The organism is uncultured Piscinibacter sp. (assembly GCF_937952055.1).
Classification (GTDB): Bacteria; Pseudomonadota; Gammaproteobacteria; order Burkholderiales; family Burkholderiaceae_C; genus Piscinibacter.
In genome coordinates this window covers 260,858-274,605 of sequence record NZ_CALFYO010000019.1, presented here as the reverse complement: position 1 = coordinate 274,605, position 13,748 = coordinate 260,858, and the positions used below count along the sequence as shown (strand labels likewise).

The following is a 13,748-nucleotide window of genomic DNA, read 5'->3' as shown; positions in this document are numbered from 1 at the left end:
GCTGCATGGCGCCCGTCCGGCGGCGCGCCGCACGGAGAGCCGCCCGATGAGCGCCGTGCCGCGCGAGCGCGTGCTCGTCGTGCTGGACGACGCGCTGGTGGCGGCGGCGCTGCTGGAGGCCTCCTGCGCGCTGGCGCAGCTGATGCAGCGCGAGCTGCAGCTCGTCTACGTGGAGAGCGCGGCCGCGCTGGTCGCCGCCGCGCTGCCGGCAACGCGTGTGCTGGCCAGCCCCGTGCACGTCTGGGCGCCACTGGCGCCGCAGGACGTGGAGCGCGGCTGGCGCGTGCAGACGGCGCGTCTGCGCACGCTGGCGGACCGCGCCAGCGCGCGCCATGCGGTGAGCTGGTCGATGCGCGTGCTGCGCGGCGCCCTGCCGCAGGCGGCGCTGGCGCTGCGCGAGGAGACCGACCTGCTGCTCGTCGGCGCGTCGCCCGGTCGCTTCGAGGCCGCGCACCGTCGGCTGCGGCCGCTGATCGTGGCGCTCGACGGCGGGGCGCCGGGCGGACCGCAGGCCATGCGGGTGGCCACGCAGCTCGCCCACGCGATCGGCGCGCGGCTGGAGATGCGCCCGTTCGATCCGCACGACGGGTCGCAGCTGGCCTCAGCCGACCTCATCGTGCTGCCCGCCACGGCGCTGGCCGCGCTGCCGCTGGGCGAGCTGCGCACGCCGCTGCTGATCGTCGGCGCGCCGCGCTGATCGGTGCCGCCTGGCGGCGTAGGCGGCCAGGCACAGCGCGAGCCAGACGCCGCCGACCAGCACGCCGCCGATCACGTCGCTGAACCAGTGCGCACGAAGCACCAGTCGGCTCGCACCGACCAGGACCACCATCAGCATCGCGCCGGCCAGCGCCGCAGCACGCAGGCCGCGCGAGCCCGAGTGCAGAAACACCAGGGCCGCCAGCGCGCCGTACAGCAACGTGGACTCGGCCGCGTGGCCGCTGGGAAAGGCGAAGTCGGTCGCCGCGAGCGCGTCCTGCCCCGGCCGCGGGCGCTGGATGCCGTGCTTGAGCAGGTGGTTGAGCAAGGCGCCGCTGTAGACCGTGAGCGGCAGCCACAGCGCGCCGGCGCGATCGCGCAGCGCCAGCAGCCAGGCACAGGCGCCGGCGAGGATGACGCTGATGCCATGCAAGGTGTGCGCGGCCGAGAGCGCGGTCATGAACTCGATCAGCGTCGGCGTCCCGGCCATCTCGACGGCCGTCGCGACCGCGGCGTCGACCGGCGCGAACGCCTCGAAGACGGCATTCACCCCGGCGGTGCCGGCAGGCGCTGCGCGAGGTAGGCGACGATGCCGTCCAGCGTCACCAGCTTCGCGTAGTCGGCTTCCGGGATGTCGACGCCGAAGCGCTGGTGGAAGCCGACGATCACGTTGAGCCAGTCCATCGAGTCGAGGTCGACCTGGTCGCGCAGCGGCCGGTCGGGCTGCAGCTCGCCGGGTTCCACTTCCGGCGCGATGCGGCAGATGGATGCCAGCACGCCGCTGCGGATGTCGTCGTTCGTCATCGTGCTGTCCTCACAGTTCGGCCGGGCGCTGCAGCAGGTCGCGCACGCGGGCCAGGAAGATCGCGCCGCGGTGGCCGTCGCTGACGCGGTGGTCGGCGGCGAGCGTCGCCGTGAGCGTGGGCATGGCGACGATCCGCCCCTCCTCCACCCACGGCCGCTCGGCGATGCGGCCGAAGCCCACCAGCGCCACCTGCGGCGGGTAGATCACGCCGTGCACCGCCTCGACGCCGGTGTCGCCGAGGTTGGTGACGGTGATCGTCGGGTCGGCCATCTCCGAGCTGCGCAGGCTGAAGGCGCGGGCACGCTGCACCAGGTCGCCGAGCTCGGTCATCAGCTGCGGCAAGGTCTTGTCGCCCACGTCGTGCAGCGCCGGCGCGACCAAGCCGCCGCGGCGCAGCGAGATCGCCACGCCGACATGCGCTGCGCTCGCCGGGCGGAAGGCACCGTCGACGAACAGGCCGTTCATCTCCGGCACCTCGCGCAGCGCCAGCGCCACCGCCTTGAGCAGCAGCACCGCGCTCAGCAGCCGCTGCGTCACCGGCTGATTCGCGTTGTACCCGCGCAGCCAGTCCAGCGCGCCGCGCATCGGCACCGGCTCGGCGAGGTAGTAGTGCGGGATCTCCCGCTTGGAGCGTGCCATCGCCGCGGCGATGACCTTGCGCATCTCGGCGCCACGGTCGAGCGGTGCGGGCGCAGCCACGGGGCGCTGCGCCGCGCGCTCGACGTCCGCCAACGTGATCGCGCCGTCGGGCCCGGTGCCTGCGACCGTCTCCAGCGCCACGGCGAGTTCCGCCGCGCGGCGGCGCGCCGCCGGCGTGACGGGTCGGCGCGCCAGCCCGGCGGGAGCCGCCGCCGGCGTGACGGTGGCGCCCGGCGGCGGCGCCGGCGCTACCGTGGCCTTCGGCGCCGCCGCCGCGACCGCGGGCGCCCCCGCCGCCGGCTCTCCCGCCGCCTCGCCCGGCGCGAGCAGCCGCGCCATCACCGTGCCCACCGGAATTGTCTGCCCGACCTGCGCAATCAGCTCGTGCACCGTGCCCGGCTCCCAGACCTCGATGTCGATGGCCGCCTTGCTGGTGTCGACCACGGCGATGATGTCGCCCTTGTTCACCCCCTGCCCGGGGGCGACGCGCCACTCGAGCAGCGTGCCCTCGTCCATGTCGGCGCCGAGCGAGGGCAGCTTGAAGTCGATCATCGCCGGGCACTGCCGCTGCCGTCGGAAGGCCCCAGCATCCGCTTCGCCACCGCGACGATCTTCGCCGGCTGCGGCAGCGCCGCCTCCTCCATGTGCTTGGCGTAGGGAATCGGCACCTCCTCGCTGCACACGCGCGCCGGCGGCGCGTCGAGTTCGTAGAAGGCCTGCTCGACCACGCGCGCCATCACTTCCGCGGCCAGGCTGCCGCTGCGCCAGCCCTCGTCGACCACCAGCAGGCGGCGCGTCTTGCGCACGCTGGCGGCGATGGCGGCGTCGTCCAGCGGTCGCAGCACGCGCAGGTCCAGCACCTCGGCCTCGATGCCTTCGCCGGCCAGTGCCTGCGCCGCCTCCAGCGCCTTGGGCAAGCAGCCGCCGTAGGTGACGATCGACAGGTCGCGGCCGGCGCGGCGCACCGCCGCATGGGCGATGTCGGTGCTGAACGGCTCGGGCAGTTCACCCTCCAGGTTGTAGAGCTGCGCATGCTCGAAGATCACCACCGGGTCCGGGTCCTGCAGCGCGCTCCAGAGCATGCCGCGCGCGTCCTCCACCGTGGCCGGTGCGAGCACGCGCAGGCCCGGCACATGCGCGTACCAGTTCTCCAGGCTGTGCGAGTGCTGCGCGGCGAGCTGCCGCCCGGCGCCGGTGGCCATGCGCACGACCAGCGGCACGCCGAACTGCCCGCCGGACATGTGGCGCAGCAGCGCCGCGCTATTGACGATGGCATCCAGCGCGAGCAGGCTGAAGTTCACCGTCATCACCTCGACGATCGGCCGCGCACCGCCCATCGCCGCACCCACGCCGGCGCCGACGAAGCCCAGCTCCGACAGCGGCGTGTCGCGGATGCGCTGCTCGCCGAACTCGGCCAGCAGCCCCTTGCTGACCGCATAGCTGCCGCCATAGCGGCCGACGTCCTCGCCCATCAGGAAGACGCGCGGATCGCGCTGCAGCGCCTCGCGATGCGCCTCGCGCAGGGCCTCGCGGTAGCTCACCGTGCGCGTCATGGGCCGGCCACCACGTCGTCGAGCAGCCGCTCGGGCGGCTCCCAGGTGCCGGCTTCGGCGAACTGGACTGCCGCCTCGACCTCGGCCAGCGCCTCCTGGTCGATGGCCTGGAACTCGTCCTCGCTGAGCATGCCCGCCGCCTTCAGCCGCTCGGTGAAGCCGTGGATGGGGCCGTGCTGCTTCCAGCGCTCGACCTCGGCCTTGTCGCGGTACAGCTCGCTGTCGAACATCGAGTGCGCGCGGAAGCGGTAGGTGTGCGTCTCCAGGAAGAACGGCGTGCGCTGCGTGCGCACCTGCTCGACCGCCGCGCGCGCCGCCTCGTGCACCGTCAGCACGTTCATGCCGTTGACCTGCGCGTGGGCAATGCCGTAGGCGCCCGCCTTGGCGGTCAGGTCGATGGAGGCCTGCGAGCGCGACAGCGCCGTGCCCATCGCGTAGAGGTTGTTCTCGCAGACGAACAGCACCGGCAGCCGCCACAGCCCGGCGAGGTTGAGCGACTCGTGGAAGGCGCCCTCGGCCACCGCGCCTTCGCCGAAGAAGCAGACGGTGACGGCGTCGTCGCGCCCGAGTTGCACGTCGGCCAGTGCCAGCCCGACGGCGAGGGGCAGGCCGCCGGCGACGATGGCATTGCCGCCGAAGAAGCGCGTGGCACGGTCGAACAGGTGCATCGAGCCGCCGTGGCCGCGCGAGCAGCCCTCCTGCTTGCCGAACATCTCGGCCATGATCTCGTTCATGCCGACGCCACGCAGCAGCGCGTGGCCATGCTCGCGGTAGGTGGCCAGCACGTTGTCCTGCGGCTGCAGGTTCGGCATCACGCCGGCGGCCACCGCCTCCTCGCCGATGTAGAGGTGCAGGAAGCCGCGGATCTTCTGCTCGCCGTAGAGCTGCGCGCAGCGCTCCTCCAGGCGGCGGATGCGCACCATGTCGCGCACGCGCTCGAGGCAGAAGGCGCGCTCGTGCTGGCGCACGTCGGTCCGGAAGGTCAGCGACTCCGGCAGCTTCATGCGCCGCCTTCCAGGGTGGAGGTGTCGCCCTCGGGCAGCCCGAGCTCGCGCGCCTTCAGCAGCCGGCGCATGATCTTGCCGCTGCGCGTGCGCGGCAGCGTGGGCAGGAAGGCGATCTCCTTCGGTGCCACCGCTGCGCCGAGGCGCTTGCGCGCATGGCCCAGCAGTTCCAGGTTCAGCGCCTCGTTCGGCTCGAAACCCTTCTTCAGCGACACGAAGGCCTTCACCACCTCGCCCACCACCGGATCGGGCTTGCCGATCACGCCGGCCTCTGCCACCGCCGGGTGCTCCATCAGCGCGCTCTCCACCTCGAAGGGCCCGATCAGGTGGCCGGCCGACTTGATGACGTCGTCGGCGCGCCCAACGAACCAGAAGTAGCCGTCGGCATCGCGTTTCGCCAGGTCGCCGGTGAGGTAGAGGTCACCGGCGAAGCATTTCCGGTAACGCTCCTCCTGGCCGAGGTAGCCGCGGAACATCGACGGCCAGCCCACGCGCAGCGCCAGCTCGCCTTCGGTGTCGGGCGTGTCGACGACCTGCACGCCACCGCCTTCGGGCCGCCGCACGATCAGCGCCTGCACACCGGGCAGCGGCTTGCCCATCGAGCCGGGCTTGATGTCCATCGCCGGGGTGTTGGCGATCATGATGCCGCCGGTCTCGGTCTGCCACCAGTTGTCGTGAATGGGCCGGCCGAGCACCTCCTGGCCCCACCACACCGCCTCGGGGTTGAGCGGCTCGCCGACGCTGGCGACGAAGCGCAACTGCGGGAACGAATACTTGCGCGCCAGCTCCGGCCCCGCCTTCATCAGCATGCGGATCGCGGTGGGCGCGGTGTACCAGACGCTCACCCGCTGCTCCTGCAGGATGCGGTACCAGCGCTCGGCGTCGAACTCGGCCTCGTCGACGATGCTGGTCACGCCGTGCAGCAGCGGTGCGACGATGCCGTACGAGGTGCCCGTCACCCAGCCGGGATCGGCGGTGCACCAGAACACGTCGTCGTCGTGCAGGTCGAGCGCGTAGCGGCCGGTGGCGAAGTGCGTCAGCACCGCCTCGTGGACGTGGATCGCGCCCTTGGGCGTGCCGGTGGTGCCGCTGGTGAAGTGCAGCAGCGCCATGTCGGCGGGGCCGGTGCGGATCACCGGCGGCTGGGCGGGCGCCTCGCGCATCAGTTTCGCGTAGTCGAGCGTGCCGGGCACGCGGGTCTCTGCGTCGCCCTCGCCGATCAGGATCACCTGCTGCAGCGAAGGCATGCTCGCGCGCATCTTCTCGATCTTGCGGCGGTACAGCGCCTCGGTGGTGACGAGCACGCGCGCGCCGCCGATGTTCACCCGCGTGGCGATCGGCTCCGGCCCGAAGGCGGAGAACAGCGGCGTGACGACGCTGCCGTGCTTCAGCGCGCCGAGCACCGCGACATACAGCGCCGGCACGCGACCGGCCAGCACGAACACCCGATCACCGGCGCCGACGCCGAGCGCGGCCAGCGCGTTGGCGAAGCGGTCGGTCAGCGACTTCAGTTCGGCGAAGTCGACATCGCTGACCGCAGCGCCCGCACCGAGGAAGCGCAAGGCGGTGCGGTGCGCATGTGGGCCCTGTGCATGGCGATCGACGGCGAGCTGCGCGATGTTGAGCACGCCCGCTTCGGTCCCGGCCAGCTCGCCGCGCACCTGCGGCCAGGAGAAACTGGCGCAGGTAGCAGCCCAATCCGCCAAGTGCGCAGGCACGGGCAGGTCGCGGGCTGACTTGTGGATCACGCCTGGTCGCATCGGCAGTCGGATCATCGAAGAGGGTCTGAGCGCATGCTGCGCCGCCGGATGCCGCCTGGATTGAGCCAGCGCAATCGGGCAGCGTCGGGGCGGGAGGTGCCCGCGTCTGAAAAACCCGCGCCGGCCCGAGTCAGGAGCCGCGAGGACCGGTTCCGCCGGCGCGCCCCTGAGCTTCGGGAACGCTCCGGCTGCACAATCGACCGGTTACCCAGGCGGGTACCCGCAGGTGATTTGCGCTGCATCAAGCGCAGCGAAGCGGCCGACCCCGCTGCGGGCAGCAGGCGCCTACGATCGCATGTCGCCGCGGCGCACGGGGGGAGTGAACGTGCGCCACGGTGCCTTGAATGACCCGATGACTCCACACAGGCAGGCCGTCCGATGAGCGCGATTCCGCAAGAGGGGACTCCGTTCGATCTGTTCGACCGCCCGATCGGCGGCATCCTGCAGGCCGCCCAGGAGGCCATCGTGATGGTCGACGAAGGGCAGCGGATCGTCGCGCTGAACCCGGCCGCCGAGCGCATGTTCCACTGCACGCTGTCGCAGGTGCTCGGACGGTCGATCGATGTCTTCATCCCGGCGCAGCACCGCTTCGCGCATGGCGCGCACGTGCGCGAGTTTGCAGCGTCGGAGTTGCTCCAGCAGCGCATGGCGCGGCACCGTCATGTCACCGCGACGCGCCTGGACGGCAGCGAGTTCCCGGTGGAGATCACGCTGTCGCGCGTCGACATGGCCGATGGCCGCAGCCTGCGCCGGTACTTCGCCGCCCTCGTGCTCGACCTGAGCGAGGAGCGCCAGTTGCGCGAGGATTTCGATCGATTCAAGCGACGCCTCCGTTCGGTGTTCGAGCTGGCGCCGGTGGCGATCTGGATCGCCGAGAAAGACCGCATCGTGTTCGCCAATCAGGCCGCCGCGCGTCTGTTCGGGCGCCCCGTCGTCGGCCACGCCCTGCACGAACTGCTGGAGCCGGATTCGCACGGTGCCATGCACGAACAGCTGGAGCGCGCGCTGGCCGGGGCGCGCGACGTCGAGGTCGTGCTCAGCACCGTGGCCCGCGCCGACGGCACGCGGCGCGAGGTCGAGATTGCGCTGGCCGGACTGCCCGACCACGGCAGGACGACGGTTCAGATGGTGGTGGCCGACGTGACGCAGCGCCGCCTCGAGCTGGCCGAGCTGGAGCAATCGCGCACCACGTTGCGCCGGCTTTCCACCAGCGTGGTCGAAGCGCGAGAGGAGGAACGCCGCCGCATCGCCCGAGAGCTGCACGACGAGCTCGGCCAGCGCCTCACCGCCTTGAAGATGGAACTCTCGGCGCTGCCCGGCGTGGGCACGGTGGCGGCTCGAAAGGAGCGCGTGGAGGGCCTGATGACGATGCTCGACGACACGCTGGCCTCGGTGCGGCGCATCTCGTCCGACCTGCGGCCGATGATGCTCGACGACCTGGGCCTGAACGCGGCGATCGAATGGCTGGCGCGCGAGGCTTCTCGCCGCATGGGCATCGAGGTGGCGGTGCGCCTGAGCGAGAACGACGCGCCGGTCGAGGACCGCGTGGCCACTGCCGTGTTCCGCATGGTGCAGGAAGCCCTGACCAACGTGGCCCGCCACGCCCGCGCCACCGACGCGACGGTGACGCTGAGGCAGCACGACGGCGAACTCGAGCTCGTCGTCGAGGACAACGGCATCGGCTACCCGCAAGGCGCGATGCAGCGCGAAGGCTCGTTCGGCCTGCTGGGCATGCGCGAGCGCGCCACCATGCTGGGCGGTCGGCTGGAGTACACCAATGCGCCGGGCAGCGGCGCGCGCCTGACGGTGCGGTTGCCGCTGGGCCCGCGGCCGCGACCGGGTGCTTTCTTGACGGCAGGAGACGGCATATGAAGACAGCGGCGCAGTCCACCCGGCGCATCCTGATCGTCGACGATCACGCAGTGGTGCGCGAAGGTCTGGCACGCATTCTCACCGGGGCCGGCGAGGGATGGTCCGTGGACGAGGCCAGCAGCGGCTTCCAGGCCCTCGAGTGGCTGCGACGCGAGCATGCCGATCTGGTGATCGTCGACCTTTCGATGCCGGGCATGAGCGGGCTGGAGCTGATCCGCCGCATCCGCGACGAGTTCGGCCGCGTGGCGATGCTGGTGCTGAGCATGCATGCCGAGGAACAGTACGCGATGCGCGCCTTCAAGGCCGGCGCGAACGGCTACATCACCAAGGATGGCGCGTCCGGCGAATTGATCCGGGCGGCGCGCAAGGTGATGGGCGGCGGTGCCTACGTGACGCCCGAGTTGGCCGAGCGCGTCGTGCTGCATCTGCACGGCGGCACGGGCGTGCCGCGCCATTCGCAGCTGTCGGACCGCGAGCTCGAGGTGCTGCGCCGGCTCGTTGCCGGTCAGCGCCCGACCGACATCGCCAACGCGCTGCACCTGTCGGTGAAGACCATCAGCACGCACAAGAGCCGCATCCAGGAGAAGCTGGACCTGCACACGCTGGCCGACCTGGTGCGCTACGGCCTGGAGCACGGCCTCGCCAGCGCGAGCCCGACGGACGAGGAGTCCGGGCCGCCGGCGTCGGTGGCTGCGACATCGTCCACGTGAGCACACGGCCCGGCACGGCCTCGCGGTCGATGCGCCGGTCGTTCAAGGGGGGCACCCCCGGCGCCTGTCATTGCAGCCGGCCAGCGGTCAGATGCCGCTTGAACCAGGCGCCGGCCAGATGCGCCACGGTCTCGCGCACGCCGCGTTCGTCGGTCGACTGACCCGCGCCGGGCACCACCTCGAGCCGCTTCGTGCAGGTGAGCACGCGCAGTGCCGCGCGGCTGGACTGCAGCAACTGGGCGTCATCGTCACCGACGATCAGCAGCGTGGCAGCCTGCACGTCTGCCAGGTTCGCACTGACCAGCGCCGGCGAGGCGCTGCGCATGACCAGAGCCGTCGCGATGCCGGGCCGCTGCGCGACCGCCTGCAGTGCCGCGCTGGCCACCAGCCGCGTGCCGAACACACCCACCTCCATGCCGGCATGGCGCTCGCGCAGCCAGCCCAGCACGTCGACGATGCGTCGCGAGAGGCGGTCCAGGTCGTTGCCGTCGCCGGGCAGCTGCATGTCGAAGACCAGGGTGGCGAAGCCGCAGCCGTGCAGCACCTCGGACAGCTGGCGTGTGCCGGCCGCCGCGCCCTGCATGGCGTCGGCCTGCGGCAACGCGACCACCCCCAGCGGGCGCGCCACGCCTTCATAGTCCGCCGTCCACTCGGGCAGCCCCATGCGGATGGTTTCGCCGCTGACCTGTCTGACCACCACCGTCCCCTTGTCCGTGACGATGATGTTCTCCGCCCCCGCTGCGTCATTGAGCCGACGCAAGCTCATCGACCGCTGGCGCCGCCGGTTCACGGGGTGATGGCATTCGCAGCCGGAGCCACGACGTGACCTCGCAGGCCATGGCCTGGAAGGCCCCGGAGCAGACGCGTGGCTGCGTCTGCATGGGCAGCTTGACGAGCCGGTGCGGCGGCGGGAGCGAGCGCGCGCCCGCCAGCGGCTGGCCCGACCGCGCGATGCCGTGGCGACCGGCGATGCACAGCGTGGGCTGGCACCAGGCGGCGACCTCGGCGTCGCGCAGGTCGACCCAGCCATCGAGCAGCACCACCGACCGGATCGGCTCGAAGCCGGGCTGGCGTGCTGCCAGCGCACAGAGCGCAGCTGCTTCGTGGACCCCGATCAATGCCACGGGCAGGCACCGCGTCGCCGCGTCGACGGCCAGCCACTCCAGCACGAGTCGCAGCCGCTGCACGAGCTCCGCTGCGCCGGCTGGCGGGGCGCGGCGCGCTTCTTCCTCGGCGGTGCGCAGACCGATCGACAGCGTGGCCACGCCGTTGGCGTGCAGCACGTCGCCCATGAAGCGGTGGCCGGGGTGGCCCCGGCCGGCAGCCGTCGGATGCGCGACGAGGGCCAGCGTGGTCGCCCCCGCGGGAATCGCCAACTCTCCCGCGAGCCCGACCCGAGCCATGAACACGGCCCGCGGCGAGCTCGATCCCGACATGCTCGTCGACATGCTCCCCTCTGATGCAAGGGTCATCCTGCGAACAATGCTGGCGCCGCCGTCACGGCACGGATTGAGTGAACTCAACGACCCGAGGCCCAAATCCGCCGCCAGCGGCAGCGCGTCACGAACCGGCTGACGGCGCAGCGCAAGGCGCCGGTGCCTCCGGCCACTCAAGACACGGTCGGCGTCAGGAAGCGGGCCTTGCGGCAGCGCGCAATTCGCGCGACTGCGGGTCGCGCGCGGCGACCGCGCGGAAGGAAGGGTCGGCATCGTAGGCACGCTGCAGCGCCTTCAACGCATCGTCGCGGCGACCGCTCTTCCACAGCGCCAGTGCCATGTTGTAGTGGATCTCGGCGACCTCGGGCGCGAGCTTGGCCGCGCGCTCGAAGCTGGCGATCGCCTCGGCGTAGGCCTGCGATCGGAACAGCGCGTAGCCCTTCCAGTTGAGGATGCGCGGGTTGTCCGGGTTGAAGGACAGCGCCCGGTCGTAGGCCGCGATGGCGGCGGCGAAATCGCCGCGCCGCGCCGCCTGCAGGCCCGCGTCGATGGACTGCTTCTCCTCGACGCTGCGGCCGCTTTCCTGGCCGGCGCGCGCATCGAGCGTGCCGCGGATGGGCTGGAACGCCGGGTCCTGCAGCGCACGCGCCTTCACCTCGGGGTTCTCGAAGGCGCGCTGGATCTCGGCGACGGCCTCGTCGCGGCGCTCCAGCGCCCACAGCGACAGCCCCAGCGTGTAGCGCGCCTGCGCATCGCGGGGATCGCGCTCGAGTGCACGGCGCAGGCTGTCGCCCGCCAGCTCGTACGCCCCCTGCGCGTAGAGCACGTTGCCACGCATCCGGTAGGGCAAGGGGTTGCGCTCGTCGCTCGCAATGGCGCTGTCGTAGGCACGGAGCGCACTCTCGGCGTCGCCCTTCTGCGCCTGCTCCAGGCCCTGCTGCAACTGCGCCACCTCCTCGCGCTCGCGCAGCGGCAGCCTGGCGGCGTAGTGCTCGAGCATGTCCTTGCGCGTGGCGATGTCGCGGTCCAGCGCAGTGCGCTGGGCCTTCAGGTCGTCGATCGCGCCCTGCTGCTCCTGGATGCGGAGGTCGAGCGCTGCCTTCTCGCGGCCGGCTTCGCGCACGCCCCACCAGGCCGTGCCGAGCACCGCCAGCCCCACGAGCACCGGCAGCAACGTCAGCCAGAGCGTGCGGCGGCGCAGCCGCGCGTCCTCCTCGCGCAGCCGCGCGGTGATCTCGTCGACCGTGGGATCGCGCACGGCGCTCGTTGGACGAGCCGGCGCACTCATGCGGCCCCCACCTGCACGAGTTGGCTCTCGACGAAGCGGCGCACCGCCTGCACCGCCGCGCGCGGTGGCCTGTCCTTGCGCAGTTCGTCGACGTAGCCGTCGAGCAGGGCCTTCTTCTTGCGCGTGGCGCGCATCGTCACGACCGGGAAGGGGCTGGTCGATGCGAACACCAGTGCGCCCGCGCCGAGCAGCAGCTGCGGGGTGTCCTGCATCGCCGCCAGCGCCACGCCGAGCGCCACCGCGGCGGCGCCGATCAGCACGGCCGTGGCCAGCGCGTAGAAGCGGATGTCGCGCTCCAGCTCGGAAGCGAAGCGGCCGACGCAGTTGCGGTACAGGCCGATGTCCTCGGCCGTCGGCTCGGCCGCCTCGCCCGCCTCGCCCTGCCACAGGTTCGCCACCGAGGTGGCGACCTGCCGCGCCAGCTCGTCGGGGTTGTGGAAGAACTGCACCGTGTAGCGCGTGCGCAAGGCCTCGCGCAGGGCGCGGATCGCGCCGAGATCGGCATCCTTCAGCTCGGCCGGCCAGGGGGCCTCGTCGGCGAGCAGGAAGACCAGGCGCGGCAGATCGTGGCGCTCGGCCTCGCGCAGCTCGAGCTCGGTGATCGACAGCGCCTGGCCCGGCGGGATGAAGCCGCGGCGCCAGGCGAACAGGCCCACGTAGGCCTGGCAGGCGGCGACGTCGGCGAGGCACTTGTCCAGCGGACGCTGCGGCGAGGCGACGTAGTCTTCCATCGAGACGACGTCGTGGCGCAGCTGCCGCAGCACGCGGTACACCGCGTCACGGTAGGCCTTCAGGTCCTCGAAGGTGGACGACAGGTAGATCTTGCTCATGGGCGGCTCGCGCTGCACCGTAGCACGCGACCCCGGCATGCACAAGGCGCGCCGGGATCGCAGATCCTGCCGCCGGGTTCCGCTTCAGCCCGCGCGTCGCCGCGTGCTCACCGACTGCGCCAGCCCCTGCAGCACCGGCACGGTCTGCGCGAAGGAGATGCAGGCGTCGGTGATCGACACACCGGGCCTCAGCGGCACGCCCGGCACCAGGTCCTGCCGGCCTTCCTCGAGGTGGCTCTCGATCATCACGCCGGTGATGCGACGGTCGCCGGCGGCGATCTGCGCGGCGACGTCGTGCGCCACCTCGATCTGCCGGCGGTGCTGCTTGCTGCTGTTGGCGTGCGAGACGTCGATCATCACCTGCTCGCGCAGGCCGGCGGCACGCAGCGTGTCGCAGGCGGCGGCGACGTGGGCGGCATCGTAGTTCGGCGCCTTGCCGCCGCGCAGGATGACATGGCAGTCATGGTTGCCGCGCGTCTCGAAGATCGCCGCCACGCCCATCTTCGTCATGCCCATGAAGGCGTGCGGCGCGCGCGCGGCGAGGATGGCATCAGCCGCCACCTTCAGGCTGCCGTCGGTGCCGTTCTTGAAGCCGACCGGGCACGACAGCCCCGAGGCGAGCTGGCGGTGGCTCTGGCTCTCCGTCGTGCGCGCACCGATGGCGCCCCAGGCCACCAGGTCGGAGATGTACTGCGGGCTGAGCAGGTCGAGGAACTCGGTGCCCAGCGGCAGGCCGATGGTGGTGAGGTCGAGCAGCAGCCGGCGCGCGCGCTCCAGGCCTTCGTTGATGGCGAAGCTGCCGTCGAGGTGCGGATCGTTGATGTAGCCCTTCCAGCCGACGGTGGTGCGCGGCTTCTCGAAGTAGGCGCGCATCACGATCAGCAGCTCGCCCTGCAGTTCCTCGGCGACCGACTGCAGCCGCTGGCCATACTCGAGCGCCTGGTCGTGGTCGTGGATCGAGCACGGGCCGACGACCACGATCAGCCGGTCGTCGCGGCCATGCAGCACGTCGGCGATGGAGGCGCGGCTGCGTTCGACCAGCGAGAGCGTATCGTCCTGCAGCGGCACGCGCTCCTGCAGCAGCGCCGGGTTGATGAGCGGACGCACGGCGCCGATGCGCACGTCGTCGATGCGGGTGGTGTCCAGCGTCTTCAT

15 protein-coding genes are annotated in these 13,748 nt (G+C 71.8%); 4 read left to right on the top strand and 11 right to left on the bottom strand.

The genetic code is table 11. The annotated features are described in order from the left end of the window. Positions 1 to 46: 46 nt before the first annotated feature. Positions 47 to 697, top strand: coding sequence for a hypothetical protein (locus tag Q0599_RS08715; protein WP_298828413.1), 651 nt, complete (start codon positions 47 to 49; stop codon positions 695 to 697). Here the strand turns inward: Q0599_RS08715 and Q0599_RS08710 are convergent. The 6 genes from Q0599_RS08710 to acsA are packed head-to-tail and all read right to left on the bottom strand — an operon-like array spanning position 602 to position 6,472. Then, positions 602 to 1,246, bottom strand: coding sequence for a phosphatase PAP2 family protein (locus tag Q0599_RS08710; RefSeq protein WP_298828411.1), 645 nt, complete (start codon positions 1,244 to 1,246; stop codon positions 602 to 604). The genes Q0599_RS08715 and Q0599_RS08710 overlap by 96 nt on opposite strands. Continuing rightward, positions 1,243 to 1,500 (bottom strand): acyl carrier protein, encoded by a 258-nt coding sequence (locus tag Q0599_RS08705; protein ID WP_298828407.1) that lies wholly within the window; start codon positions 1,498 to 1,500, stop codon positions 1,243 to 1,245. The genes Q0599_RS08710 and Q0599_RS08705 overlap by 4 nt, the downstream gene beginning before the upstream one ends. A gap of 10 nt (positions 1,501 to 1,510) precedes the next feature. Continuing rightward, entirely contained in the window at positions 1,511 to 2,692 is a 1,182-nt protein-coding gene (locus tag Q0599_RS08700) for a dihydrolipoamide acetyltransferase family protein (protein ID WP_298828404.1), read from the bottom strand. Next, positions 2,689 to 3,693 (bottom strand): alpha-ketoacid dehydrogenase subunit beta, encoded by a 1,005-nt coding sequence (locus Q0599_RS08695; RefSeq protein ID WP_298828401.1) that lies wholly within the window; start codon positions 3,691 to 3,693, stop codon positions 2,689 to 2,691. The genes Q0599_RS08700 and Q0599_RS08695 overlap by 4 nt, the downstream gene beginning before the upstream one ends. Then, positions 3,690 to 4,697 carry a pyruvate dehydrogenase (acetyl-transferring) E1 component subunit alpha gene (gene pdhA, locus Q0599_RS08690; protein WP_298828399.1) on the bottom strand — a complete coding sequence of 336 codons (1,008 nt, stop codon included), beginning with the start codon at positions 4,695 to 4,697 and terminating at the stop codon, positions 3,690 to 3,692. Before pdhA ends, Q0599_RS08695 begins: the two co-directional genes overlap by 4 nt. Beyond that, the gene (acsA, locus tag Q0599_RS08685) at positions 4,694 to 6,472 is read right to left on the bottom strand and encodes an acetate--CoA ligase (protein WP_367180915.1); all 1,779 of its coding nucleotides are present in this window, start codon (positions 6,470 to 6,472) and stop codon (positions 4,694 to 4,696) included. Before acsA ends, pdhA begins: the two co-directional genes overlap by 4 nt. A gap of 363 nt (positions 6,473 to 6,835) precedes the next feature. On the opposite strand from acsA, the gene Q0599_RS08680 reads away from it, so the two are divergent. Both Q0599_RS08680 and Q0599_RS08675 read left to right on the top strand, forming a co-directional pair. After that, positions 6,836 to 8,329 carry a PAS domain-containing sensor histidine kinase gene (locus Q0599_RS08680; RefSeq protein WP_298828394.1) on the top strand — a complete coding sequence of 498 codons (1,494 nt, stop codon included), beginning with the start codon at positions 6,836 to 6,838 and terminating at the stop codon, positions 8,327 to 8,329. Next, positions 8,326 to 9,039 carry a response regulator transcription factor gene (locus Q0599_RS08675; RefSeq protein WP_298828391.1) on the top strand — a complete coding sequence of 238 codons (714 nt, stop codon included), beginning with the start codon at positions 8,326 to 8,328 and terminating at the stop codon, positions 9,037 to 9,039. The genes Q0599_RS08680 and Q0599_RS08675 overlap by 4 nt, the downstream gene beginning before the upstream one ends. 67 nt (positions 9,040 to 9,106) lie before the next feature. Here Q0599_RS08675 and Q0599_RS08670 read toward each other — a convergent pair whose 3' ends face one another. Then, entirely contained in the window at positions 9,107 to 9,805 is a 699-nt protein-coding gene (locus Q0599_RS08670; protein ID WP_298828388.1) for a hypothetical protein, read from the bottom strand. After that, complete coding sequence (locus Q0599_RS08665; RefSeq protein ID WP_298828385.1) at positions 9,783 to 10,331, bottom strand: hypothetical protein; 549 nt, start codon at positions 10,329 to 10,331, stop codon at positions 9,783 to 9,785. The genes Q0599_RS08670 and Q0599_RS08665 overlap by 23 nt, the downstream gene beginning before the upstream one ends. A gap of 109 nt (positions 10,332 to 10,440) precedes the next feature. Here Q0599_RS08665 and Q0599_RS08660 point away from each other — a divergent pair, with 109 nt between their 5' ends. Continuing rightward, complete coding sequence (locus Q0599_RS08660; protein ID WP_298828383.1) at positions 10,441 to 10,614, top strand: hypothetical protein; 174 nt, start codon at positions 10,441 to 10,443, stop codon at positions 10,612 to 10,614. A 51-nt stretch (positions 10,615 to 10,665) separates the two neighbouring features. On the opposite strand, the gene Q0599_RS08655 is transcribed toward Q0599_RS08660, so the two are convergent. The 3 genes from Q0599_RS08655 to Q0599_RS08645 all read right to left on the bottom strand — a co-directional run bounded on the left by Q0599_RS08655 (position 10,666) and on the right by Q0599_RS08645 (position 13,748). Further along, positions 10,666 to 11,763: a tetratricopeptide repeat protein gene (locus tag Q0599_RS08655; protein ID WP_298828381.1), complete on the bottom strand. Its 1,098-nt coding sequence runs from the start codon at positions 11,761 to 11,763 to the stop codon at positions 10,666 to 10,668. Further along, entirely contained in the window at positions 11,760 to 12,593 is an 834-nt protein-coding gene (locus Q0599_RS08650; RefSeq protein ID WP_298828378.1) for a DUF4062 domain-containing protein, read from the bottom strand. Before Q0599_RS08650 ends, Q0599_RS08655 begins: the two co-directional genes overlap by 4 nt. Before the next feature lie 84 nt (positions 12,594 to 12,677). Then, the gene (locus Q0599_RS08645) at positions 12,678 to 13,748 is read right to left on the bottom strand and encodes a 3-deoxy-7-phosphoheptulonate synthase (RefSeq protein ID WP_298828375.1); all 1,071 of its coding nucleotides are present in this window, start codon (positions 13,746 to 13,748) and stop codon (positions 12,678 to 12,680) included.

Coding starts and splice junctions, on each gene's coding strand:
- Q0599_RS08660 (WP_298828383.1), top strand. CDS start 10,441: ATGAACACGGCCCGCGGCGAGCTCGATCCCGACATGCTCGTCGACATG.
- Q0599_RS08665 (WP_298828385.1), bottom strand. CDS start 10,331: ATGGGCGACGTGCTGCACGCCAACGGCGTGGCCACGCTGTCGATCGGT.
- Q0599_RS08645 (WP_298828375.1), bottom strand. CDS start 13,748: ATGAAGACGCTGGACACCACCCGCATCGACGACGTGCGCATCGGCGCC.
- Q0599_RS08695 (WP_298828401.1), bottom strand. CDS start 3,693: ATGACGCGCACGGTGAGCTACCGCGAGGCCCTGCGCGAGGCGCATCGC.
- Q0599_RS08670 (WP_298828388.1), bottom strand. CDS start 9,805: ATGAGCTTGCGTCGGCTCAATGACGCAGCGGGGGCGGAGAACATCATC.
- pdhA (WP_298828399.1), bottom strand. CDS start 4,697: ATGAAGCTGCCGGAGTCGCTGACCTTCCGGACCGACGTGCGCCAGCAC.
- Q0599_RS08650 (WP_298828378.1), bottom strand. CDS start 12,593: ATGAGCAAGATCTACCTGTCGTCCACCTTCGAGGACCTGAAGGCCTAC.
- acsA (WP_367180915.1), bottom strand. CDS start 6,472: ATGATCCGACTGCCGATGCGACCAGGCGTGATCCACAAGTCAGCCCGC.
- Q0599_RS08705 (WP_298828407.1), bottom strand. CDS start 1,500: ATGACGAACGACGACATCCGCAGCGGCGTGCTGGCATCCATCTGCCGC.
- Q0599_RS08675 (WP_298828391.1), top strand. CDS start 8,326: ATGAAGACAGCGGCGCAGTCCACCCGGCGCATCCTGATCGTCGACGAT.
- Q0599_RS08715 (WP_298828413.1), top strand. CDS start 47: ATGAGCGCCGTGCCGCGCGAGCGCGTGCTCGTCGTGCTGGACGACGCG.
- Q0599_RS08680 (WP_298828394.1), top strand. CDS start 6,836: ATGAGCGCGATTCCGCAAGAGGGGACTCCGTTCGATCTGTTCGACCGC.
- Q0599_RS08700 (WP_298828404.1), bottom strand. CDS start 2,692: ATGATCGACTTCAAGCTGCCCTCGCTCGGCGCCGACATGGACGAGGGC.
- Q0599_RS08655 (WP_298828381.1), bottom strand. CDS start 11,763: ATGAGTGCGCCGGCTCGTCCAACGAGCGCCGTGCGCGATCCCACGGTC.